19 protein-coding genes, 1 rRNA gene and 1 pseudogene are annotated in these 22,991 nt (G+C 62.1%); 7 read left to right on the forward strand and 14 right to left on the reverse strand.

Annotated features, from left to right (window positions below; translation table 11 throughout):
• A 5S ribosomal RNA gene (rrf, locus tag ACYAS9_RS18800) occupies positions 1-106 on the forward strand; the annotation flags it as partial.
• Between the two features lie 138 nt (positions 107-244).
• Here the strand turns inward: rrf and mksF are convergent.
• From mksF to mksB, 3 genes are read right to left on the reverse strand one after another with little or no spacing between them, the layout of a single operon-like run.
• Positions 245-3,058 carry an Mks condensin complex protein MksF gene (gene mksF / locus ACYAS9_RS18805; protein WP_463569766.1) on the reverse strand — a complete coding sequence of 938 codons (2,814 nt, stop codon included), beginning with the start codon at positions 3,056-3,058 and terminating at the stop codon, positions 245-247.
• A complete protein-coding gene (mksE, locus tag ACYAS9_RS18810; RefSeq protein ID WP_463569767.1) occupies positions 3,055-3,726 on the reverse strand; it encodes an Mks condensin complex protein MksE in 672 nt (223 codons plus the stop codon). The genes mksF and mksE overlap by 4 nt, the downstream gene beginning before the upstream one ends.
• Positions 3,716-4,993, reverse strand: a complete 1,278-nt coding sequence (gene mksB / locus ACYAS9_RS18815; protein WP_463570209.1) for an Mks condensin complex protein MksB — start codon at positions 4,991-4,993, stop codon at positions 3,716-3,718. Before mksB ends, mksE begins: the two co-directional genes overlap by 11 nt.
• A gap of 226 nt (positions 4,994-5,219) precedes the next feature.
• Between mksB and ACYAS9_RS18820 the strand changes: the two genes are divergently transcribed.
• Together ACYAS9_RS18820 and rimI are read left to right on the forward strand one after the other, a co-directional pair.
• Positions 5,220-6,032, forward strand: coding sequence for an energy transducer TonB (locus ACYAS9_RS18820; RefSeq protein WP_463570210.1), 813 nt, complete (start codon positions 5,220-5,222; stop codon positions 6,030-6,032).
• Positions 6,025-6,477, forward strand: coding sequence for a ribosomal protein S18-alanine N-acetyltransferase (rimI, locus tag ACYAS9_RS18825; protein WP_459749885.1), 453 nt, complete (start codon positions 6,025-6,027; stop codon positions 6,475-6,477). Before ACYAS9_RS18820 ends, rimI begins: the two co-directional genes overlap by 8 nt.
• 16 nt (positions 6,478-6,493) lie before the next feature.
• Here the strand turns inward: rimI and ACYAS9_RS18830 are convergent, their stop codons facing one another.
• A complete protein-coding gene (locus ACYAS9_RS18830) occupies positions 6,494-6,898 on the reverse strand; it encodes a serine kinase/phosphatase (RefSeq protein WP_463569768.1) in 405 nt (134 codons plus the stop codon).
• 152 nt (positions 6,899-7,050) lie between these two features.
• On the opposite strand from ACYAS9_RS18830, the gene can reads away from it, so the two are divergent.
• Positions 7,051-7,686 (forward strand): carbonate dehydratase, encoded by a 636-nt coding sequence (gene can / locus ACYAS9_RS18835; RefSeq protein WP_459749883.1) that lies wholly within the window; start codon positions 7,051-7,053, stop codon positions 7,684-7,686.
• A gap of 7 nt (positions 7,687-7,693) precedes the next feature.
• On the opposite strand, the gene ACYAS9_RS18840 is transcribed toward can, so the two are convergent.
• The 4 genes and pseudogenes from ACYAS9_RS18840 to ACYAS9_RS18855 all read right to left on the reverse strand — a co-directional run bounded on the left by ACYAS9_RS18840 (position 7,694) and on the right by ACYAS9_RS18855 (position 12,224).
• The gene (locus tag ACYAS9_RS18840; protein WP_463570211.1) at positions 7,694-8,557 is read right to left on the reverse strand and encodes a methyl-accepting chemotaxis protein; all 864 of its coding nucleotides are present in this window, start codon (positions 8,555-8,557) and stop codon (positions 7,694-7,696) included.
• Positions 8,552-9,367, reverse strand: a pseudogene (locus tag ACYAS9_RS18845) (MCP four helix bundle domain-containing protein); the annotation flags it as partial. The pseudogene ACYAS9_RS18845 and the gene ACYAS9_RS18840, both read right to left, overlap by 6 nt.
• Positions 9,368-9,494: 127 nt before the next feature.
• Positions 9,495-10,145 carry an HD domain-containing protein gene (locus tag ACYAS9_RS18850; RefSeq protein ID WP_463569769.1) on the reverse strand — a complete coding sequence of 217 codons (651 nt, stop codon included), beginning with the start codon at positions 10,143-10,145 and terminating at the stop codon, positions 9,495-9,497.
• A gap of 57 nt (positions 10,146-10,202) precedes the next feature.
• Positions 10,203-12,224: an acyltransferase family protein gene (locus tag ACYAS9_RS18855; RefSeq protein ID WP_463569770.1), complete on the reverse strand. Its 2,022-nt coding sequence runs from the start codon at positions 12,222-12,224 to the stop codon at positions 10,203-10,205.
• Between the two features lie 247 nt (positions 12,225-12,471).
• On the opposite strand from ACYAS9_RS18855, the gene ACYAS9_RS18860 reads away from it, so the two are divergent.
• Entirely contained in the window at positions 12,472-12,810 is a 339-nt protein-coding gene (locus tag ACYAS9_RS18860; protein WP_463569771.1) for a zinc ribbon domain-containing protein YjdM, read from the forward strand.
• Here ACYAS9_RS18860 and ACYAS9_RS18865 read toward each other — a convergent pair.
• Entirely contained in the window at positions 12,807-13,241 is a 435-nt protein-coding gene (locus ACYAS9_RS18865) for a universal stress protein (RefSeq protein WP_463569772.1), read from the reverse strand. The two genes, ACYAS9_RS18860 and ACYAS9_RS18865, sit on opposite strands and share 4 nt — an antisense overlap.
• A gap of 384 nt (positions 13,242-13,625) precedes the next feature.
• On the opposite strand from ACYAS9_RS18865, the gene ACYAS9_RS18870 reads away from it, so the two are divergent.
• A complete protein-coding gene (locus tag ACYAS9_RS18870) occupies positions 13,626-14,825 on the forward strand; it encodes a sugar transporter (RefSeq protein WP_463569773.1) in 1,200 nt (399 codons plus the stop codon).
• Positions 14,826-14,848: 23 nt separating this feature from the next.
• Here ACYAS9_RS18870 and pcsA read toward each other — a convergent pair whose 3' ends face one another.
• Positions 14,849-15,601: a phosphatidylcholine synthase gene (gene pcsA, locus ACYAS9_RS18875; RefSeq protein ID WP_463570212.1), complete on the reverse strand. Its 753-nt coding sequence runs from the start codon at positions 15,599-15,601 to the stop codon at positions 14,849-14,851.
• A 43-nt stretch (positions 15,602-15,644) separates the two neighbouring features.
• Positions 15,645-17,639: a metallophosphoesterase family protein gene (locus ACYAS9_RS18880; RefSeq protein ID WP_463569774.1), complete on the reverse strand. Its 1,995-nt coding sequence runs from the start codon at positions 17,637-17,639 to the stop codon at positions 15,645-15,647.
• A 260-nt stretch (positions 17,640-17,899) separates the two neighbouring features.
• Here ACYAS9_RS18880 and ACYAS9_RS18885 point away from each other — a divergent pair, with 260 nt between their 5' ends.
• Positions 17,900-19,540: a methyl-accepting chemotaxis protein gene (locus tag ACYAS9_RS18885; protein WP_463569775.1), complete on the forward strand. Its 1,641-nt coding sequence runs from the start codon at positions 17,900-17,902 to the stop codon at positions 19,538-19,540.
• A 9-nt stretch (positions 19,541-19,549) separates the two neighbouring features.
• Here the strand turns inward: ACYAS9_RS18885 and ACYAS9_RS18890 are convergent, their stop codons facing one another.
• The 3 genes from ACYAS9_RS18890 to ACYAS9_RS18900 are packed head-to-tail and all read right to left on the reverse strand — an operon-like array spanning position 19,550 to position 22,988.
• On the reverse strand, positions 19,550-21,199 hold the full coding sequence (locus tag ACYAS9_RS18890) for an ATP-binding cassette domain-containing protein (protein ID WP_463569776.1): 1,650 nt from the start codon (positions 21,197-21,199) through the stop codon (positions 19,550-19,552).
• Positions 21,196-22,074: an ABC transporter permease gene (locus ACYAS9_RS18895; RefSeq protein WP_463569777.1), complete on the reverse strand. Its 879-nt coding sequence runs from the start codon at positions 22,072-22,074 to the stop codon at positions 21,196-21,198. Before ACYAS9_RS18895 ends, ACYAS9_RS18890 begins: the two co-directional genes overlap by 4 nt.
• Complete coding sequence (locus ACYAS9_RS18900; protein ID WP_463569778.1) at positions 22,071-22,988, reverse strand: ABC transporter permease; 918 nt, start codon at positions 22,986-22,988, stop codon at positions 22,071-22,073. The genes ACYAS9_RS18895 and ACYAS9_RS18900 overlap by 4 nt, the downstream gene beginning before the upstream one ends.
• Between the last annotated feature and the right edge of the window lie 3 nt (positions 22,989-22,991).

Below are 22,991 nucleotides of genomic sequence, written 5' to 3' on the forward strand. Positions count from 1 at the left end.
ATAGAGCATTGGAACCACCTGATCCCATCCCGAACTCAGCAGTGAAACGATGCATCGCCGATGGTAGTGTGGAGCTTCTCCATGTGAGAGTAGGTCATCGTCAAGATTCAAACCCAGAACCCCTGATCGCACTGCGATCGGGGGTTTTGCTTTGCGCGAAAGAAAAGCCGGCAGGCATATAAAAACGTTTTTCAGGACAAAAAAAGACCGCCCCATAAGGCGGTCTCCATAATTTCTATAGAAACTAAGCCACTTCCTCCTTCCTGGCTTCGTCTTCACGGCGATGGATGTACTTCCAGTCCGCCTCATCGATGTAAATACCGTTAGGCCCGCTGCCCGCCTCCAGGTCGATGGCTACATGCGCCGACACCTGTGGCTTCACACTCGCCAGAATCGGTACAAAACCCAGTTGCTGGCTGGTTTCCAGCAGCGCCGACTGGTTCTTCTCGTCGATGTCTGCCGCTTCGTCCAGGTAGTAAGGCAAGCGCACGCGCCCGGCCAGGTCACGATCCATCAAGTGCAGCAACAAATACATGTTAGTCAGCGCCTTGATCGTCATCGTCGTACCGTTGGACGCCGCACCATCAATGTCGGTATGGATAACCGGCTGACCGTTGACCTTGGTGATCTCGAACGCCAGTTCAAACAAGTCCTTCAAGCCCAACTGGTTGTGATTGGCGGCCACCAGCCGTGCCAGATACTCCTTGGCCTCTTCGTTCTTGTGATCCTGCTCGGCGCTCTGGCTCAGATCGAACACCGACAGCGTCTCGCCTTCTTCATACTGGCCGGCGCTGTGGATAATCTGATCGATATGCTTGAGCGCCTCTTTATTCGGCGCCAGCACAATGCGGAAGCTCGCCAGGTTCGACACCTGCCGCTTGTTGATCTCGCGGTTGAACAGCGCCAACTGGTGTTCCAGGCTTTCATAGTCGCTGCGGATATTGCGCAACGTACGTGCAATATCCGTTACAGCCGCACGGCGGGCCTTGCCTAACGTCAGCGCTTCATCGGTGCGATGCGCATACGCATTGATCAGCAGCTGCAGGCGGCGTTCGACATCTTCTTCACTGTCGAACTTGGCCACGCCCTTGAGGCGTACCTGCGCATACAGCGCATCGATCTGTCCATCACAGCGCTGCAAGGCCTGCCAGCTGTCCTGATAGTCGTTAAGCAACGGCAGCAAGTTATCCACAGAATCATCGACTTCCTCCATGAACGGTGCGCCACGCGGCAAGTCGGCGGGCAACAGTTGCCGACGACGCAAGGCGTCATCCAGAGTACGTTGCTTGGCCTCCAGGTCACCGATCTGCCGCGCCACCAGCTGCAACTTGGCCGACAACTGTTGAACGCGCTCGGTAAAGGCATCGCTGGAGCGCTTGAGCTCATCCTGCGCGGCTTCCAGTTGCGCCAACTCCTCAAGCTTGCCCGGCTCTTCAGCGCTCAGCGTCTGGCTACGGCGGAAATCTTCCAGCGCCTTCTGCGCATCCAGCACCTCTTTATACAGCGCCTCGGTCTGGCTCTTGCTCGCCGTACGGTCGGAGGCTACAGCCTGCTGGGTCTTGAGTTGCTTGAGCTCTTTCTCCAGACGGTCTTTCTGATCACGCAGCATCGCGCGGTCAGCCAGTGCCTGCAAGGTCGGCGGTTCGATACTAGACAGATTGATCGACAACCCCGGCACCTGGAATTGATCACCCTTGAACTGATCCAGCAGCGCTTGCAGTGATTTGACCCACGCCTCGCCGTCGTCCAGCGCGATGCCCTGTTCGCCCAGCGGCAGGCTGAACAGCGCGCCGTTGAACAGGCGCATCAAGCGCTCTACATCACCCTGGGAAAACTCCTCGCATAACCGCGCATAACTGTTGTTATCAGCATGATCGAGCTGCTGCTTCACCGACTTCAGGCGTCTTTCCAGATCGCGCAGCCGCTCATCCAGATCCTCGGCACTGAATTGCCGCGACTGGGCCAGGGCACCGGCCAGTTCATCGTGCGCATCCTTGGCGGTGAGCAATTGCTGCTCGAGCACCTTGGCGTTGTCGACCAGCGCGAAGCGGTTCCTGAGCACCGACAGTTCGCCCAGCCAGCGCTGCAGGCTGCTGATTTCACGCTCCAGGCGCATGAGTTCCTGCGTGCTGTTGCGCTGGTCGTTCTGCATCACATCCTGCTGCGCACGGTAGTGCTCGGCCTGAATGACCAGCTCTTCCTTGCGCGCGCCGGAGTAGTCCGACCAGGTGCCCAGCAGCGAGTCGAGCAAGGGCGAAATGCGGTGCAGCTTGCCGCGCAGCACTTCGCGCTGACGAACGCCGGACGCCAGAGCCTCGACCAACGCGCCGGCCTGCACCAGTGAGTTGTAGTCCTGTTCCATGCGCCGCACATCGCGGAACGCCTCTTCGCAGGCGGCAATGTAGTCGACGCTGCCCGACCGCAGGCTGTGCTCGAAGGCATCGAGAAACAGCTGCTTGAGCTTCGCTGCGGTGATCTCGCGCATGTGCAGCAGGTTGATGAACAGCGCGCGAAAGGTCTTCAGGCTCTGCTCGCTGGTCGAACGCAGTGGAATCAGCGTCAGGTCCAGCGGTATCGAGGTATGACCGCCGACCAGCAGGCGGCGCAATTCATCGGGCTTGAGCTCGTAGGCTTTCAGGCCGTGACTGGTCAGGTTATTGAACAGCTCTTTCTGACGCAGGCACGTATCGTTCTTCTGGTAGTGGCTCAGATCCAGCTCGCCGGCATAAGCGAAAAACTGGTGGCCAAAACCGCCGCCCGGTCCACGGCCAACCACGCCAATCACATGCGGGCCGTGGGCCAGATTGACCTCGACCAGGATGTAGCTGGTGTCGGAGGCAAAGTAGAAACGCCGCGATTGCTCCAAACTGTACTTGCCGAAACTCATGTCCGACATACGCGCCAGAATGGGAAATTGCAGGGCGTTGATCGACGCACTCTTGCCCAGGTTGTTCGCGCCGTACACCGACAACGGATACTCCAGCGGGAACAATCCCAGGCTGTAACCGGCCGTATTGAGCAAGGCAAAGCGGCGAATGCCATAGCGTTCCTGGCTCATGCATTGATCTCCTGTTGTTCTTCGGCCATGGCACGGGCGAGGGCGTCCTCTTCGGACTCCTCCTCCAGACCACCGTCTTCCAGCCCGTCATCGATCAGCACCGGCGTTGGCAGCGGCAAATCGCTGTGCAGGCTGGCCGCCAGATCGCGGTCCTGCTGCACCGACAGGCACACATCGAGGAAACGGTGCATCGGCGGCAGAAAGCGATAGATGCCCACTTCTTCACTGGCGAAACCCAGCTGCGTCATGCGCCGCATAATCTTCTCTTCCAGTTCTTCCTGGGTCTGCACCTCGGCCTGCACGAACAGGTCGCGGTACTTGTCGAGCAGCGAAGGCAACTCGTCACGCCCCAGACTGCCGCCGTCGAGCACGTTGACCGGGTCGCGGCCCTGATCGGCCAGATGCTCGACCAAGATAAAGGTGAACAGCGCCAGACGCTGTGCGGTCTTGTTGACCTGGGCGGCGGCCAGTTCCGGGACAAAGTAATAAAAACCGCGCGTGTCGCAGACCAGCTCGAAGCCCAGCGCCTTGAACAGCGTGCGGTACTGGTCCTGCGAATTGGACAGCTGCGCGTACAGCTCCGGATCGCGTCGGCTGATGTGGTAACCCTTGAACAGCTCGCGAAAGATCGGAGCCAGTTGGGACATTTCGGACAGATCAAGTTGCATGGTTGACGCTCTCGGAATTCTCTTGCTGCTCGTTGCCAGCACTGAGCAGGGCGAAGGAGCGCAGGCTGACCCGGTGCTCCTGGGTCATATAGTCACGACGCTGCAGACGTTGACGGGCGAAGCGCTTGTCGCGCGACAGGCGCGAGAACCAGTACAGCAGCTCATCGGTCGCGCCTTCGGGTTCCTGCTCCAGTAGCCAGGTCATCAGGTCCGGCAAGGGCAGGGCATCTTCGCAACGCTCAAGCATTTCCTTGACCGTGCGCGGCGCCCGCGGTTGTTCGCCGGTGCGTGTGGCACTGGCCTTGGGAAACTTCGTTGGCTTTGGTTCGAAATGCGCCAGGGCATAGACATACGCCTCGACCTGGCTGGCACTGCCGAGAAAGGTACTTTGCGGCCGGGTGAACAGCGACATGGCCGCCTGCGGCAGCGCGTCCAGGCCCTTGCGGCGGATTGCCGACAGCGCCAGGGCGGCGCCACGGGTCACGGCGTTGTGCCGGCGCGCCTCTTCACGCAGCGGCAGTAACAGTTCGCGGGCATGGCGCAGGGTCAACTGCGCGTTGGTCTGCATCTCCAGAATGCGCGCGTGGGTGCGCAGCAGCATGTCGTCGTCGACCAGATGGCCGAGGCGCTGTTGTTCGGTCAGCAAGTGCAGCAGCACCTTTTCGACCTTGCGCACACCCTGTTCGAAAGCACCGTCGGCGTTGACCAGCTGGATCATCGGCTCGACATATTCGTCCCAGGTTGCCAGCACTTCGGCATAGCGCTGACGCAGCGGAATCTGCCGGTCACTGGTCTTGGCTCGTTCGGCGACGGCGACCAGTGCCTGCTCATCGTTGGCGAGTTTTTTCAGCACATCGCGCACACGCATGTCGAGCAGGCGCAACTGGCGGGCCAGGTCATTGGCATCGCGAATGTCGAAGGCATCCTGGATATACCCGGCCAGGCGCTCCAGATGACGCAAATACGCCTCGATCTCCAGGCACAGGCCAAGGCGATGCTCGTGACGCAGATAAGACAGAAAGTCGTGAATCTGCGCATTGAGCTCGAAACGGTTCGGGCTCTTGGCCACCGGGACCAGAATGTCCAGGCGGATCCACACATCCAGCAGTTGAGTGATGTCCTGCGCGGTACTGTCCAGCTGCCGGGCGCCCAGTTGCTGGCGCAGTTCGCTCAGGCTCAGAGTGCCCTGGTCGAAGTGCTCGCACAGAGGCTCCAGCAATGCCCAGTGTTCAGCCAGGGCGCGCAGGACTCGCTTGGGTTCGATCATGACAAGGTCGACCGTGGCAAATGAAAGGTCGCGATTGTACTGCATCGTCCCTGTATCGTTTCACTTCACCGGTTACCAGGGATGAACGGCGTGCCGAACAGCACAGGGCACCTCTAAAAACTGCCTGCGTTGTCATCGCCTGCGTTTTTAAAGGCACCCGCACTGGCAGTAAACCTGCACAGCCCCTAGAATTGCGCGCCTGACTTATCCACAAGTGGCTGATCTTTTGCTGACCGAGTCCCGTCGCCGTGCTTATCTGACCGCCATGCAGGTGGAAAGCTGGCTGCCGCGTACCGAACTGCCTTTTGCCGCCCCTTCACGGCCGGAACTGCTGGCGCTTGTGCCGGTGCTGGAGGAGGCCGAAATCATCGTGCCGGCCGCTGCGCCCGTACAAGAACGCCCGGCAGCGCCCGTTGAAGCGGCCAGGGCGGCAACCCAGGTGCGTCAGCCGCCCGAGCGACCCAAAATCGAAGTACCGCGTCCGGCGCCAGCCGCCCCACGCAAAGCGGTCAGCAAAGAACCCGAAGCCGAATCGACCGCCAAAGTACCGGTGGTGCCGCCGCCGCGTTTTGCCCTGCAATTGCTGCGTGCCGGCAGTTGCCTGCTGCTGGTCGAGTTATCCACCGGCCAGCCGTTTCAAAGCCGCGACCCGACCTATCTGCTGCTCAAGGACATGCTGCGCGCCGCCGGTTTGCCCGACAGCCCGCAAATCATCGGCGAGCCGGTGCGCTGGCCGCTGCTGGTGCGCAGCCGCATGGACCAGGGCCCGGAAGCGGCGCAGGATTTCGTCCAGGGTTTTGTCGCCGCCCGCCTTGAAGAACATCCAAGCACCTGCCTGTGGCTGGTCGGCCTGCCTGCGGTGCGTTTTGCCGGACAAGCCGACAGCGAGGCGTTTTACCAAGAACTTCAGGTCCAGGGCCTGGGAACAGTCTGGGCGCTGCCGGGCCTTGAATCATTGATGGACGAGCCGCAGCGCAAGGCCCACGTCTGGCAAGCCATGCGCCGCTTGATGGCGCGCTGGAAAAAACCTGATGAGTGACAGCACCACCTTTCGCCGCATGACCGAAGCCGACCTCGATGCCGTGCTGAAAATCGAGTACGCGGCGTTCAGCCATCCCTGGACGCGCGGCATTTTCACCGACGCACTCAAGTCCTACGAAGTCTGGCTGATGTTCGACGGTGCCCAGCAAGTGGGGCATGGCGTGATCCAGGTGATCATCGACGAAGCGCACCTGCTCAATATCACCGTCAAGCCCGAGAACCAGGGCCGTGGCCTGGGCTATCAATTGCTCGACCACCTGATGAAGCGCGCCTACCAGCTCAACGCCCGTGAATGCTTTCTGGAGCTGCGCGACAGCAACCGTCCCGCTTACCGCCTGTACGAACAGTACGGTTTCAACGAAATCGGTCGCCGTCGCGACTACTATCCGGCGGCCGACGGGCGCGAAGATGCCGTGGTCATGGCCTGCACGCTGCTGGACTAACCGCTTGAATGACTAGTTAGTCGCGCTTGCCGTCCAGTGGGTCGATCTGCGCCAGCTCGGCTTCATCCAGGCCGTGGCCGGCGCCGATGTCGGCTTGATCCACCTCACTCAACTCCTGATCGGCCGGACGGTTGTCGCCAGGCTCGGAAGGTGAGCGCGCACCGTCTTCATGAATCAGCGTATCGGGCTGCAAGTCATCGTCAGTGCCGTGATGGTCAGGGGTCGAGGCGCTGGTCATGCCGGCTTCGCGTACCCGCCGGTCCGGAATTTCTTGCTCAAGTTCCCGCTCGGGAATTTCATCACCGATGCGCGCCGTGTCGTCATCGTCGAAATCCAGCTCGCGCACCGAGCCCATGCGGTCTTCGTTGTCATCGATCGGCTCGGGCTGTTCGGCATTGAAAGGGCGACGTTCTTCGCTCATGACACAATCCTTTTTATCTCGGGGTGTGTTGGGTGGACCGGGCCTGCCCGCGAAGATTCCCTTTTTATGGCTCTGGCGCCACGCCATCAATCGCGTGACCCCGACTCCCTTGTGCCCGTCATAGCAGAGCATCGTCCCTGAGGTAGCACCGCATGAACGCATTACAAGAACTGATCGACAACAACGCACGTTGGGCTGAAGCGATCAAAGAAGAAGACCCCGACTTCTTCGCCAAACTTGCGCGCCAGCAAACCCCTGAATACTTGTGGATCGGCTGTTCTGACGCACGCGTGCCGGCCAACGAAATCGTCGGCATGCTGCCGGGCGATCTGTTCGTGCACCGCAACGTGGCCAACGTCGTGCTGCACACCGACCTCAACTGCCTGTCGGTCATCCAGTACGCGGTCGATGTCCTGAAGGTCAAACACATTCTGGTGACCGGCCACTACGGCTGTGGCGGCGTGCGCGCCTCGATGCAGGACCGTCAGTACGGCCTGATCGACGGCTGGCTGCGCTCGATCCGCGACCTGTATTACGAACACCGCGACGACCTGAGCAAGCTGCCGACCGAAGAAGAGCGTGTCGACCGCATGTGCGAACTCAACGTCATCCAGCAGGTGGCCAACGTCAGCCACACCACCATCGTCCAGAACGCCTGGCACCGTGGCCAGAGCCTGTCGGTGCACGGCTGCATCTACGGCATCAAGGACGGCCGCTGGAAAAGCCTGAACACCACGATCAGTGGCCTGGACCAGTTGCCGCCGCAATACCGCCTGCGTCCTCTGTAACGCCGGTTTACAAGACGAACCGCTGCACCATCAGGTTCAGGTCGGTGGCCAGCATCGACAGCGCATTGCTGGCCACCGTGGTTTGCTGGGCACCTGACGCCGTCTGGGTCGACAGGTCGCGGATGCTGCTCAGGTTGCGGTCCACTTCGTTGGCGACCTGAGCCTGTTGCTCGGCGGCGCTGGCGATCTGCAGGTTGCGATCGTTGATGGTGGTGGTCGAACTGATGATCACCGTCAGCGCCTCGCCGGTGGCCGCGGCCTGCTCCAGGGTCTGGTTGGCCTGGCTGGCAGTGTGGCGCAAGGATTCGGCGGTTTGCTGGGTGCTTTTCTGCACGCCACTGATCAGCCCCTCGATTTCGGTGGTCGAGGCGCTGGTGCGCTGTGCAAGCGAGCGCACCTCATCAGCGACCACGGCAAAGCCGCGACCCGCTTCACCGGCGCGCGCCGCCTCGATGGCGGCATTAAGGGCCAGCAGGTTGGTCTGGTTGGCGATCGAGCGAATCACATCGAGAATGCTGCTGATGCTCTGGGTCTGCTCGGCCAGGCCCTCGGCCTGATGCGAAGAGTCCAGCACATTGTCGGTCAGGTCCTTGATCGAGCCGATGGTCGCGGACAGGCGCTGCTGGCCCTGCACGGCGGCCTGGCTGGAGGCCCTGGATTCAGACACGGTATTGCTGGCATTGTCGGCCACTTGCACCGCCGCCTGGCTCATCTGATTGATCGCCACGGCGGCCTGTTCGATTTCGCTGTTCTGCAATTTCAGGTTGCTGGCGCTGGACTCGGCGATGCTGCCCATTTCCTGAACCGCCTGCGACAACTGCGAAGCCGCGGCATAGATCTGATCGATGGTGCCATGCAGGTTGCCGCGCATGCGCTCCAGCGTGCGCAGCAGTTGCGCGGTTTCGTCCTTGCCCGGCGGGATTTCATGCTCGCTCAGGTCGCCTTCGGCAATGGTGTTGGCAATGTGCAGGGCATGGCGCACCGGGTGGATGATGCTCACGCTCAGGCGCCAGGCCAGCAGCAGGGTCATCACCAGTACGCCGGCAATTGCGCTGAGGGCAATAATCCGCGTCTGTTCATAGCTTTCGCCGGCAATCTGCACCGCCGAGGCCGCGCTCTGGCGGTTGAGTTCGCGCAGCAGTTGCACCTGCATGTCCATCATGTCGCCCTGAATCGACAGGGTGGTGTTGGACAGCATGCGTGCCTGATCCAGATTGCGTTGCTCGATCAGGCTCATCTGGTCCTGCAAGGCGGGCATGAACGCCTTGTAGGCTTCCTGCAAGGCTTTGATAGAGTCGCGCTCGGCCACGGCGGTGGCGTGCGCCAGGTAATCCTCAAAGTCTTTTTCCACCTCGTTCCTGAGCTGCTCGACGTTGATCTTGCCGTTGATCACCGCACCCGGATCGTCGGCATTGGCGATCAGCCGGTTCGACTCGCTGCGCAGCTTGACCAGCGCAATGGCCAGCGCATCGGCCATGGCAATGCTGGGCAGCGCGCCGCTTTGCACCGCTTCGCCCTGGTTGCGGATCTGCTGCATCTGCAACAGGCAAAACGCGCCAAGGGCGACCATCAGTGCCGACGAAAGGCCGAAGCACAGCACCAGCCGAGGGGTGATTTTGAAGCGGCGCAGGAACGCCGTGTGTGATGAGCGACGTGATGCACGAGCCAGAAAATTTTTCACAGCACACAACCCATATGAACGCAGATGTAGAGGTATCCGGTTATAAGGCAGTTGTGTGATAGCTTTGTGACATGCTCAAGGCTAAGTCATTGTTTGACGTCAAAAAATTGCAGCAAGCGACGAACGGCTATGGATCGATTTCCTCCAGCAGTTCGTGCAGGAAACGCTCGACCCGCGCATGCCGCCTCTGGGCCAGCCGCGCGCCCGTCGCGGTCTGAAAACCCTGCGCCAGATTGAGGATTTTGCTTTTGAAGTGATCGATGGCAAAGCGCTTGTCGTCCAGCGGCCGTGCGCTAGCGCGAGGATCAAGCGGGTCATACAGGCCGCTGCCCATGCGGCCTGCGACATGAAACAGCCGCGCCACGCCGACCATGCCCAATGCGTCCAGGCGATCGGCATCCTGCAATATCTGCGCTTCCAGGCTGCGCGGCGCGATGGCTGCCGAAAAGCTGTGCGCCTCGATGGCATGGGCCACCGCTTCGATGCACTGCTCGTCCCAGCCCATGTCGCTCAACAGCTCGCGGGCCCGGGCGGCGGCCAGGCGTGAAGCGCTGGCGCGGAACGGCGAGTTCTTCTCGACCGCCACACAATCGTGCAACAAGGTGGCAGCGACCAGAATCCGCGCTTCGCCGCCCTCGTGATTGCGGATGGCGCAAACATTCTTCCAGACCCGCAGCAGGTGTGAAAAATCATGCGCGCCATCGCCCTGGGTCGCCAGGGTATGCGGCAACAGCCGGTTGGCCAGGTCCTGAAACGGTGCGAAGTGCTCCAGAGGCATCACGCAGCTCCTGTGCAGACAGCGTTGGGGCAAGGCGCCAGCTTGCAGCCCGCGTGCTTATTGCGCAAGAACCTGGCTGATATGTCTGGCCAGCAAACCGGCGCCATGCGCATTGAGGTGGTTGAAGTCCTTGTACCAGGCGTTCGAGTCGCCGATCAGGCATTCCTCTGCCTGGCAAAATACGTCGTCGAGATTGACCAGCCGGATACGCTGCTGGCGAGCGTCGCGTTCAAACAGCTCGCGGGTAAATCGCTGCAGCTCGGCATGCATTGCAATGGGCACGGATAATCGGCTGACGATCAGGCGCTTGGTCGCCTCGCTGTCCGCGGTGTCGCGGGCCAGGCGGTAGTACAGGCTTTTCGGGTCGACCCGTTGTTGCGGCACTTGTGCCACGACGATCACCTCGGTGCCGATTCGTCGATAGGCTTGCACGGTGCGCTCCAGTGCCTGCTCGAATACCTGACGCGAAGATTCGCGGGTGCGCGCCTGGCGGGTCGGCGAGACCAGAAAGTAGCCGGTCATTTTCCGTTGCCGGTAATCGCCGTCGGTGTACAGCGTCCAGCGCGACACCAGCACCACCTTCTTGATGCCATGTTCCTTCACATACGCAAACTGCCGGCGCGTCAGGGTCTCGTAGGCACCGGGTGCGTAGTTGCCCTGCGCAACGTCCACGCCCAGCAACGGCGGGCAACCGCCCAGGCCGAGGTGCACCAGGTTTTCGCCACGTTCACGGGCGGCGGCGTCGAAGGTCGCCAGCAAGGCTTCGGAGTGGCTGTCGCCAAACAGCGCAATATCGACAGGCCGGGTGCTGTCGCCTGCTCCGAACAGGCAGAAGTCGATGTTCCAGCCCTTGCCGTCATAGCCACGGTCGCAGCCGTCGCGCAGCGTGGGATCGGCAAAAGCCTCCAGCAGCGCCGGATCGACATTGAAGCGCTGGGCAAAACCGTTGTTCAGATAACCCGCCAGGCCCAAGGCCGCAAACAGCACCGATGCGCTGCCGGCCAGACCGAACACCTGGCGGCGACTGATTTGCCGCTTGTTGCGAAAGGGCTGTTCGACAAAGCGCCAGCTCAACCACGCCAGCACCAGCGACAACGCCGACAGCGCCAGCATCACGGGCAATCCGGGCTCCAGCAGGCTGGCGTGACGGGCAAAGGCAAATACCGGCTGATGCCACAGATAAGCGCTGTAGCTGAGCATGCCGATCAACACCGGCAACCGATGGCCGAGCAGGCGACCCACCACCGTGTGTTGGTTGGCAAACAGGATAATCAGCGCGGTCCCCAGCGTTGGCACCAAGGCATTGATGCCCGGAAAGGTCGTGCTGCTGTCGAAATTCGCCATGGCAAAGCCGATCAGCGCCAGCCCCGCTAACGAGGCGCCTTGCTGCACGGCGCTGGCGCTGTGCTCGGCACGCGGTCGCCACGAGAAATAAAACGCGATGAACGAGCCGATCAACAATTCCCAGGCCCGCGCATGCAGCAAATAGAACGCCGAATTCATCGACCGCAATGCCCCCCATTGCGACACCGCCAGGCTGGCCACGGCAAGGATCAGCAACATCGTCACCAGCCACGTTCGCCCCAGCCGCCAGCCGAGCATCAACAGCAACGGGAAGAACAGGTAGTACTGCTCTTCTACGGCCAGCGTCCAGGTGTGCAGCAACGGTTTGAGTTCGGCACTGGCGTCGAAATAGCCGCTTTCCAGCCAGAACAACAGGTTCGAGGAAAACGTCGGCACCGCCACCAGACTCTTGGCGAACGCCTTGAAGTCCGGCGGGTCGAGCAACAGCCACGCCAGCGGCAGGCTGATCAGCATCACCACAAACAGCGCCGGCAGGATGCGCCGCGCCCGGCGCTCATAGAAATTGACCAGCGAGAAACGCCCGGCCTGCATTTCACTGAGCAGGATCGAGGTGATCAGGTAGCCGGAAATCACGAAAAAGATATCCACACCCACAAAGCCGCCGGGCAAGGCTGCAAGCCCTGCGTGGTAGGCAATGACAGGAATGACCGCAACGGCGCGCAGGCCATCGATTTCCGGGCGATAGCCCAGCGCCGGGTTATGCACAATGCCCATAGAAGTGCCTTGCAGAGAAAGAGAAGAGGAGGGAACTGCCAGCTGGAATAGCTACCGCCTGCGCGAAACGCAGGGGTGAGGGGATAAAGGCTTCGATGGGCGAGGGGACTGCACGTGGCCCAGAGAGATCAAGCGCAAGCGCTTTTTTACCTCAAGGCGATGGGGCTGTCGAGCAGGGCATTTCCCGATCCGGCTAAAACCCCTTTATAATGCGTGGTTTTTACCACCCTCTGATGCGAGAACCACAGTGATCTTACCGTCCTGCCCGAAATGCAACTCCGAGTACACCTACGAAGACGGCGCCTTGCTGATCTGCCCGGAGTGCGCCCACGAATGGTCGGCTGCGGGCGAGACCGGTGAGTCCGAAGAGGCGAAAGTCATCAAGGACGCCACCGGCAACGTGCTGCAGGACGGCGACACCGTGACCGTGATCAAGGACCTCAAGGTCAAGGGCTCCTCCCTGGTGGTCAAGGTCGGCACCAAGGTCAAGAACATCCGCCTGGTCGACGGCGACCACGACATCGATTGCAAGATCGATGGCATTGGCGCGATGAAGCTCAAGTCCGAGTTCGTTAAAAAGGTTTAACGAACCTCGACCAGCACCGGGCACGGCGCGGCATTCAGGATCTGATTGCCCACCGACGGCGAAAACAGCCGCTCCAGGCGCGACAGATGACGGTGGCCGATCACGATCAGCTCGCTCTTGAGCCGCGCGGCCTCGGCGCAGACCGCCTGGGCCGGCTCTCCGGTCAGGGTGTTGCTGGTGCAGGTGATGTCGCGGCTGAGCAGATCGTGCCGCGCCTGCTCCAGCAGCCCCTGCGCATGGTGCTGTTCCTCGGCGGCGGCCGGGTACTGTTCCTGATCGAAGTTGTCGTCCGGGTCCGCCAGCGCATACGCAGGATCAACGACGCAGACCAGGTGCACTGCAGTGTCGGCAGTCGTCAGCGAACAGGCCAGCTCCAGCACCTTGGCACTTTGTGAGCTGCCATCGAGGGCGACCAGAATCGAGCGGTACATGGCAATTCCTTGGCATTGAACAAAACAACGGACAGTCTGGCCCGTCAGTAAAAATCGGTAAATGCCGCGCCCTGCAACTATGCATTGTGCTGCGCGCAATCAAGGACCAGTGGTCACTAAAGTCATGGTGCGACCTGTGCACGGGTTGTCGTGCCAGGACGGCAGACGTAGAATTCGTAGCATCCGGTTGTCTCTCCCATACCCACAATAATCACCTCCATGCACGCCACGTTCAGGCTCAGACCATGAACGGGGCATTTCTGCGTTGGAGGTTTTGTCTTGCGGGTCAGCGGCGTCGGGTGTTGCACACCGGTGTCAGATGCGTTGCAGGCGTCTGGCGGTCGGCCTTCAAGCCGCAGTCCAATCAGAGCGTTGCCTATCCTGATGAGTACCCCTTCCACCGCACAAAACGGTAGCTGGCTTGGCGTGATCGCGCTGGCGCTGGCGGCCTTCATCTTCAATACCACCGAGTTTGTGCCCATCGGCCTGTTGAGCAATATCGGCCACAGCTTCGACATGACCACCGCGCAAGTCGGCCTGATGCTGACCATCTATGCCTGGGTCGTGTCGTTGATGTCGCTGCCGATGATGCTCGCCACGCGCAATATCGAGCGGCGCAAGCTGCTGATCTGCCTGTTCGTGCTGTTCATCCTCAGCCATCTGGTTTCGGCCAGCGCGACCAGTTTCGGCGTGCTGCTGGCCAGCCGGGTGGGCATCGCCTTTGCACATGCGGTGTTCTGGTCGATCACCGCTTCGCTGGCGGTGCGCATCGCGCCGCCGGGCAAACAGGTTCAGGCGCTGGGCCTGCTGGCGACCGGCACCTCGCTGGCCATGGTGCTGGGCATTCCGCTGGGCCGCATCCTCGGCGAAGCGCTGGGCTGGCGCACCACCTTCATGGTCATCGCCGTGGTTTCGGCCATGACCCTGCTGATGATCTGGCGCGCCCTGCCAGCATTGCCCAGCCAGAACTCCGGTTCACTGCGCAGCCTGCCGATGCTGTTCAAGCGGCCACGGCTGGTGGTGCTGTATGTGCTGACCGCCACGGTGGTCACTGCGCATTTCACGGCCTACACCTACATCGAACCGTTCGCGCAGACCGTGGCGAAGCTGCCCGGTGAAATGACCACCTTGCTGCTGTTGCTGTTCGGTGGCGCCGGTATCGTCGGCTCGATCATCTTCAGCCTGTTCAGCAGCCGTCACCCCAACGGCTTGCTGATCGGCAGCATCAGCGTCATGGCGCTGTGTCTGTTGCTGCTGTTGCCGATCTCTGGCAGTGCAGCGGCGATCGGCACATTGAGCGTGGTGTGGGGCATTGCCATGATGTGCTTCGGGCTGGTCCAGCAATCGCGCGTCCTGACGCTCGCGCCCGACGCCACCGACGTGGCGATGTCGCTGTTCTCGGGCATTTTCAACATCGGTATCGGCGGCGGTGCATTGCTCGGCAGCGTGGTCAGCAGCCAGTTGGGCGTGGCCAACGTCGGCATCATCGGCGGCATGCTCGCCGTGGCGGGGCTGGTGCTCTGCTGCCTGGCGACTTATCACTTCGGCAGGCAGCAGGACGAGGCGGCGGTGCAGGCGAAATAATCAATCGCCGGCGGCGAGGCCGTTCAGCCCTTCAGCCGCCCCAGCCACTCCAGCGATGTGCGCCAGACACAGACGCCCAGGAAATACGCCGACATCAGCCCCCACACGGCCAGCACCAGCGGGCTTTCGTGAGGGTGGCTGACGATCAGCCAGCCGCTGCTGAGCAGCCACACGGTGGTCACTGCAATGTTCAGCGGCATGAAACGGCGTACGCGAAACGGGTGCAGAAACTTCATTCGCGTCAAGGTCAGCAGCGCCAGTGCAACGATGGTCAAAAAACTCATCCACGGCGACGGCGACAGGATGTACATGCACAGCGCAACCACGTTCCAGGCGGCCGGGAAGCCCTGAAAGTAGTTGTCCTTGCTCTTCATCTCCAGATTGCAGAAGCAGAACAGCGAGGACACCAGAATGGTCGAAATGCTCAGCAGCAGCGTGTAGTCCGGCAGCGGGATATAGCGGTAGATAAACAGCGCCGGAATGAACACATAGGTCAGGTAATCGATGACCAGGTCCAGTGTCGAGCCGTCGAAGTGCGGCAGCACCGAATGGGTGTTGACCTTGCGCGCCAGCGAGCCGTCCACGCCGTCGACGATCAGGGCGATGCCCAGCCACAACAGGCAGGCCTTGGGCTGGTTTTCGAACAGGGCAATGGTGGCCAGAAAGGCCAGAACCACGCCCGTCGCAGTAAAACCGTGGGCGCCCCAGGCGTTGAGCCTGGCAATACGTGGATGCGATAGCACGGGGGTGATCTCCAGAAGCGGTGCCAGAAACATCTGGCCAGTCAGCATTTATCGACCGGGCAAAGAACCATAAGGTTCAGCGGTGCGGTTGCCCGGGTGCATTGGACCATTGACGATCCAGACCCTCCCGGTCCTTGTCCAGCTCCACGAAACAGGTCGGCGGCGTGCCATTGGCATTGAGCTGGTAAATGCGCGTCGGCCGACCTTGTGCATCGAAATACACCTGGCCGATGCCGGCCGAGTTCCACAATCGCTCGCCGGCCTTGCTGTGCTCCGGTACGCGCGGTATCACCTTCATCAGGCGGCGCTTGGTGAACCAGTTCAGGGGTGAACGCGGTGAGTATAGCCAGCGATTGAGGCGGTCAAAGGTGTCCAGCAGGCGCCTTGGAAACTCGTTCTTGATGCCGCTGCTGGTGATCTGCCAGATGTGCGGCGTGCCCTTGCGGTTGCGGATCAGCACTTCGTAGACGAATGAATAATGCACATCCCCGGACAGAATCACGTAATTGCCCGGTGTGCGCGAATGGCGAAAGATATTCAGGATCGCCGGCGCCGAGCCGCGATGCGCCATCCAGTTCTCGGCGTCGACCAGCAACGGAAAGCCGCACCAGCTGAAGATCCGCTGGATCGCCTCGATCAGCTTGACGCCGAACACCGGCGCCGGCGAAACGATGATCGCGCTGTCGTGGTCAAGCAGCTCCTGTTGCAGTTCGCACAAGGCCTCCCAGTCCATCAGCCCCGAGGGCTGGCTCAGGTTGATCTCGCTGCGCCAGCGCCGGGTGCGGGTGTCGAGCACCACCAGCGCGGGCTCGGTCGGCATCACGTAGTGCCACTGCTCAAAGCGCAGCAGCTCGTCGATCAGTGCATCCAGCGGCTGGCTGTCGAGCAGCCCGTTGTCGTCGACGGCCTGGCGGCTTAACGCCTGGACTTGTTGCAACAGCTCGCTGAACGCATCGGGGTTGTTGCCCCAGCCCTGGCACAACAGGTAGGCGATCAGGGCATTACCGATGATGCGCCGCGAAAAAGGATGGCCGTAGGCGCTTTCTTCCCAGTTGGCCGACAGGTTCCAGTCATCGGTCACGTCATGATCGTCGAAGATCATCAGGCATTGCAGGTGGGCCATGACCCGCGCCACATCGCCCAGGTTCTCGCAAAAGGCATCGATGACCACTTGCTCCTCGGCATAACGCTCCTGCTCGTCGGGCTTGAGCTGCGGCAGGTCCGGGTCGATCAGCGTCCACGGCACCGGCGACCAGACCAGCAGGTACATGGCCATGACCTCGCCCAAGGTCACCAGGTGATTGCCGGCATTGCTGCTGGTGAAAATCGGCTTGCTGGTCCCGCCGAAAAACCGCTCGCGCAGGGTTTCGTTGGTCTTCAGGGCCGGCAGCAGGTCGGCGCGCTCGTAATAGCTCGCCTCATGCGCATAGAGGCTGGTGCTGTCGTCGACCGTCGCGCCCTCAAGCTTTTCATCGAACAGCTTCAGGCGCTTGATCAGCGAATGGATGGCGCGCAGCGTCGGGCCTGCGACATCGTCGGCGTACACCTGGTCGCCGCTCATCATCAGCAGCGCCGGGCGCTCGTGCGGTTTTGCGGTGCTGGCCAGCAGCCGGTCGGCGCACAGCAGGCCGTCCACCGAAGGGTGATGCGGCTTGCGGCACGAGCCATGCAACATGTGATCGATACGGCTGCGGATCACAAAGTTCGGTCGTTTTGCGCCCGGGTACAGCAGGTGCGGCGCCCAGTCGGCGATCGACGGCTGGGCGTCGTCGGTCAACAGGTCGTAATCGATCTGCGTATCGCAGGGCAGCGGTGTGTCCAGCGTCACGTCGATCAGGTGCACAAAGGCATGCTCGCCGATGGCAACCACCTGGCAGCGCTCGCCGTCCAGCGGGTAATCGGTTTCGCTGACCTGGCCCTGGGCATCGGTGAAGCTCAGGCGCAAGGTCAGCGCGATGCGCCGTGACCCCGCCAGCCAGATCACCACGCGACCGCTTTCCTGACGACGCAGGATCGGGCCGGCCAGTACGGTGGGCAGGGCAAGGCTTGAAGGGCTGGGTGGGGCGGACATCCGGTATCGGTCTCGGGCGTGGAAAGCCGGCGATATTAACCCGAGCGGTGTGAAAATTTCCTAGCTGAATGCACAGGGCTTCACATCGGCGCCTCCGCGCTTTCTATTTAAATGCACATGCCTTCTATCTGAATGGATTGGGATTTTCATGAATTAACACCCAGGGACTCCATTCCTTCAACTTGCTGCCGATAGAGATCCAGTGACGTGTCATTTCAACACGCAGGCTTAACCCACGACAGTTTCCGAAGGAACTCAGCATGAACTGGTTTTACGATGCCAAGCTATCGACCAAGCTCCTTACCTCTTTTGCGCTGTGTGCTGTTATTACCTTGATCGTGGGCCTGATTGGTAGCCGCGGCATCGGTGAGCTTTCTGACAGCCTCAAGCTGGTGTTTTCCAACAACCTGATCTCTGTGAGCAAGACCAACGAAACCAAGACCAGCACCATTGCCCAGAACCGTGACCTGTATCGCCTGCTGTCGGCCGTTGCGTCCAATGGCTCGCAGGCCGACCGTGATCGCATCGTGACCCGCATGCGTGAAAACCGTGCCACGGCTGAAAAAGCCTTCGCCCAGTACCGTGCCACGCCGCTGGCCGATGACGAGCGCGCTGCCGGCAACAAGATGGAAGTGGACTGGCCGGCTTATCAGGCGCTGATTGATCGGGCCGTGAGCCTGGTGAATGCGGGCGACCTTGCCGGCGCACGGGCGTTGATCGATGGCGAGGTCTTGCAGGCGTTCACCCGCGTCACTGATGAACTGACCATCATGGTCGAGTCCAACAACCGCCAGATCGGTGAAGGCGCGGCAGACGCCGAGACGCAAGTGGCCTCGGCCAGGATCAACCTGTACATCGGCATCGCCGTGGCCTTCCTGGCCGCTTTCGGCCTGGGCATGTTCATCAGCCGCATCATCAGCGGCCCGATTGCCACCGCCGTGGCCAGCGCCCAGCGCGTGGCCGGCGGTGACCTGAGCCAGCCGATCACCAGCACCCGCCGCGACGAAGCCGGCCAGTTGCTGACCGCTCTGGGCAATATGCAGAACGGCCTGAAGAACACCATTCAGCAAATCGCCAGCGCCGCCGACCAACTGGCCAGCGCCGCTGAAGAACTCAATGCCGTCACCGAAGAAAGCAGCCGTGGCCTGACCCGTCAGAACGACGAAATCCAGCTGGCCGCCACCGCTGTCACCGAAATGACCACCGCCGTCGAAGAAGTGGCGCGCAACGCCATCTCGACCTCCGATGCCTCCAAAGTCACCAGCACCGAAGCGGCCAGCGGTCGTGATCAAGCCCGTGAAGCGGTCAAGGCCATCGACACGGTCAGCGCCGAAATCTCCAGCTCCACCACTCAGGTCGAAGAACTGGCAGGCCAGGTGCGCGAAATCGGCAAGGTGCTGGACGTGATTCGCGGCATCGCCGAGCAGACCAACCTGCTGGCGCTCAACGCCGCCATCGAAGCCGCCCGTGCCGGCGAGCAAGGCCGTGGCTTTGCTGTGGTTGCCGACGAAGTCCGCGCCCTGGCCGCCCGTACCCAGGCGTCCACCGGCGAAATCGAAGCCATGATCGGTTCGGTGCAAAGCAGCGCCGACCAGGCCGTACGCGCCATGGGCAACAGCCGCAACCTGGCCAGCAACACCCAGTCGCTGGCCCAGGCCACCGGCCAGTCGCTGGAGCGCATCGCGCAAAGCATCGCGCAGATCAACGACCGCAACATGCTGATCGCCACCGCCTCGGAAGAGCAAGCCAACGTCGCCCGCGAAGTGGACCGCAACCTGGTCAACATCCAGGACCTGTCGACCCAGACTGCCGCTGGCGCCCACCAGACCAGCGCCTCCAGCCAGGAACTGTCGCGCCTGGCGGTATCGTTCAATGGCCTGGTGAGCAAATTCCGCTTGTAAAACCCGGGGTCAGATCCGGGCAGCCAGCAACGTCTGCGTATACGCATGACGGGGCTGGCTGAACAGCTGCGTGACCTCGCCGTGTTCGACGATTTCACCCTGGTTGAACACCAGCACCCGGTCGCTGATGTGCTGCACCACGCCCAGATCATGGGAGATGAACAGCAGCGACATCTGATAACGGGCCTGCAACTCGCCGATCAGGTCCAGCACCTGCGCCTGCACATACACATCCAGCGCCGACACCGGCTCGTCACAAATCAGCAGCGCAGGTTTCGCCGCCAGTGCTCGGGCGATGGCGACGCGCTGGCGCTGGCCGCCGGACAGCGAGATCGGCCGGCGTTGCAGCAGCGCTTCACTCAAGCCCACCTGACGCAGCAGCTCGATCACCTGGCCGCGCGCATCGGGCGAATCATCCGCCAGGTTCTCGGCAATCACTTGCTGCACCGTATAGCGCGGGTCGAACGAACTCAGCGGGTCCTGGGGAATGTATTGCAGCTGCCGGCGCAAGGGCTGGCGCTGCTTTTCGCTGACGCCGGACCAGCGCTGGCCCAACAGATGCACCTCACCGCTGTCGGACGCCAGCAGGCCCAGCACGATATTGGCGCAGGTGGTCTTGCCTGAGCCGGACTCGCCGACAATGCCCAGCACCTCGCCACGACGAATCTCGAACGAAGCGTCGCGCAGCGCGGTAAACGGCGCGCGATTGCCGCTCCAGAACCCCGAGCGGTAATGCTTGCTGATGTGGCGCACCTGCAACACCACCTCCGTGCCAATGCTACGCGGCGCCAGTGCTTCGCGCAGGATCTGCGGCGTCTGCTGGCCGGATTCGGCTGGCACAATCTGCGCCGACCCCAGCCGGTGGCCGCGCGACTGCGCCGACGGCACGGCCGCCAGCAACTGCCGGGTGTACGGATGGCGCGGATGATTGAGCACTTGCTGCACGGGGCCTTCGTCGACCACCTGGCCGTGATGCAGCACGCACACCCAGTCGGCAATCCCGGCGACCAGTGCCAGGTCATGGCTGATCAACAGTAACCCGGCACCGGCGCGCACCCGCTCGGCGAGCACGCCGATCACCTGCTTCTGCACCGTGACATCCAGCGCCGTGGTCGGCTCGTCGGCGATGATCAGCGACGGCCCGCCGGCAATCGCCGAGGCAATCAGCGCACGCTGGCGCAGGCCGCCGGACAACTCATGGGCGTATTGCCCGGCGCGACGGGCCGGGTCGGGAATGCCGACCTGCTGCAGAATCTGTTCGACCCGCGCGCCAATGGCTTGCTTGCCCTTGAGCAGGCCGTGATGGCGAATGACTTCGGCGGTTTCCTGGCCGACCGTGCGCAGCGGGTCCAGCGACACCAGCGCGTCCTGCATCACCAATCCGGCAAAGGTGCCGCGCAGCGAGCGCCACTGGCGGTCGTCGAATGCACGGGCGTCCTGACCGTCGATCTCGAAACGCCGCGCCTGAACCCAGGCACCGTTGCCGGCCAGGCCCAGCAGGCTGCGCGCGGTCAGGCTTTTGCCAGAGCCCGACTCGCCCACCAGCGCCACGCACTGGCCGGTCCTCACGGTAAAACTGACGTCGCGCACCAGCGGCTGCTCGGCAAAACCGATGCTCAAACCCTCGATCTGCACCAGCGGGGTATTCGGCGAGGTCATGGCAGGCGGCCCTCGAAACGGCGTTGCACATGGCTGCCGATCAGGCTGAAGGCTATCACCGTCAGGGTAATTGCCAGTCCCGGAAACACGCTGGGCCACCAGGCGCTGCGCAACACATCGCGGCCCTCGGCGAGCATCACGCCCCATTCCGGCGTCGGCGGCTGCGGGCCCAGGCCCAGAAAGCTCAGGCCCGACACGGCCATGATCGAACTGCCGATGTCGATGGTCGCCAGAATCGGAATCGCCACCATCACATTGGGCAGCAAATGCTGGAAAAACACCTTCAAGCGGCTTTTGCCGTAGAAGCAGGCCTGGGTCACGTAGTCGGCCTGGCGCACCAGTTGCGTCTGGCTGCGCACCAGACGGCCGAACTTGGGAATACCGGCAATGCCGATGGCCACCGCGACATTGAACATGCCGGGGCCGATCAGGGCGATCACCAGCAGCGCCAGCAGCACGCCGGGAAACGCCGACAACACATCGAAAATCCGCGAGGCGATCTCGTCCAGCCAGCGGCTGCGCAGGCCGGCCAGAATCCCCAGCAGCACCCCAAATACCAAACTGATCAGCATGCCGGCCACGCCGATCAGCAGCGAATAGCGCGCGCCATACAGCACGCGGGCAAACACATCCCGGCCCAGCCGGTCAGTGCCGAACCAGTGCTGGGCATTGGGCGATTGCAGGCTCTGGGTGATATCGCCGACCAGCGGGTCCCAAGGCGTCAGCCAGTGCGGCACCGCCAGCACCACGGCCAGGATCGCCAGAAAACCTGTCGCCAACGTGATGTCCAGCGGCAAGCGCCGACGTTTCGGGCGTGCTGCGCTATTCGTGGCCGGCGGCGCGTAGGCCGTGGCCTCTAGCGAAGATTGACTCATGCGTTTTTCAGCCTCGGGTCGATAAACAGGCAGGCGATGTCCAGCAGCGTGGAAATCGACACATAAATGGCTGCCGCCAGCAGCACCACGGCCAGCACCACCGGCACGTCCTGAGTGGTAATCGCGTTCAGGGTGATGGTGCCCAGGCCCGGCCGGCCGAAGACTTTCTCGGTAATCACCGCACCGCCCAACAGGCCGCCGATCAGCCAGCCGCCCAGGGTGATGATCGGCAGCAGGCCGTGGCGCAGCACGTGCGCGCTGCGCAGCCGGGTTTCGCTCAGGCCGCGGGCGCGAATGGTGGTGACGAAGGGTTGCTCCAGCGCTTTTTCCATCGACTCGCGCAGCACTTGCGACAGCAAACCGATGGTGGGCAAGGCCAGCGCAATCGACGGCAACACCAGCGACTGCCAGCCATTGGCGCCGGCCGCCGGGAATAACCGCCACTGAAAGGAAAACAGCATCAACAACAAAGTGCCGATCCAGAACACCGGCGTCGAGGTGCACACCAGCTCCAGCAAGCCGGCGGCCTTGCGCCAGCGCGGGCTGCGGCCGGCGGTCAGCAGGCCGAGGATGATCGACACCAGCACCGCCAGCACGCCGGCGCTCAGCGCCAGTTGCACCGTGGGCCATAGCTGCGACGACAGCACCTGCGCCACCGGCTGACGCATGATGTACGAGGTGCCCAGATCACCATTGGCCAGCCGCCCGAGAAACGCCAGGTACTGCTCGGGCAGCGATTTGTCCAGGCCCCATTCGGCGGCAATGGCTTCGCGCAGGCCGGGGTAGAAGGTATCGCCGGCCAGCACATCGGCGATATTGCCGGGCAACGAGTGCAAGGCCACGAAGGCTGCAGTCACGCTGAGCCAGACCACCAGCAGGCTGCTGCCCAGTCGCACCAGAATTGGCCGCCACATGCG

It is taken from the genome of Pseudomonas sp. HP_08 (assembly GCF_055284095.1).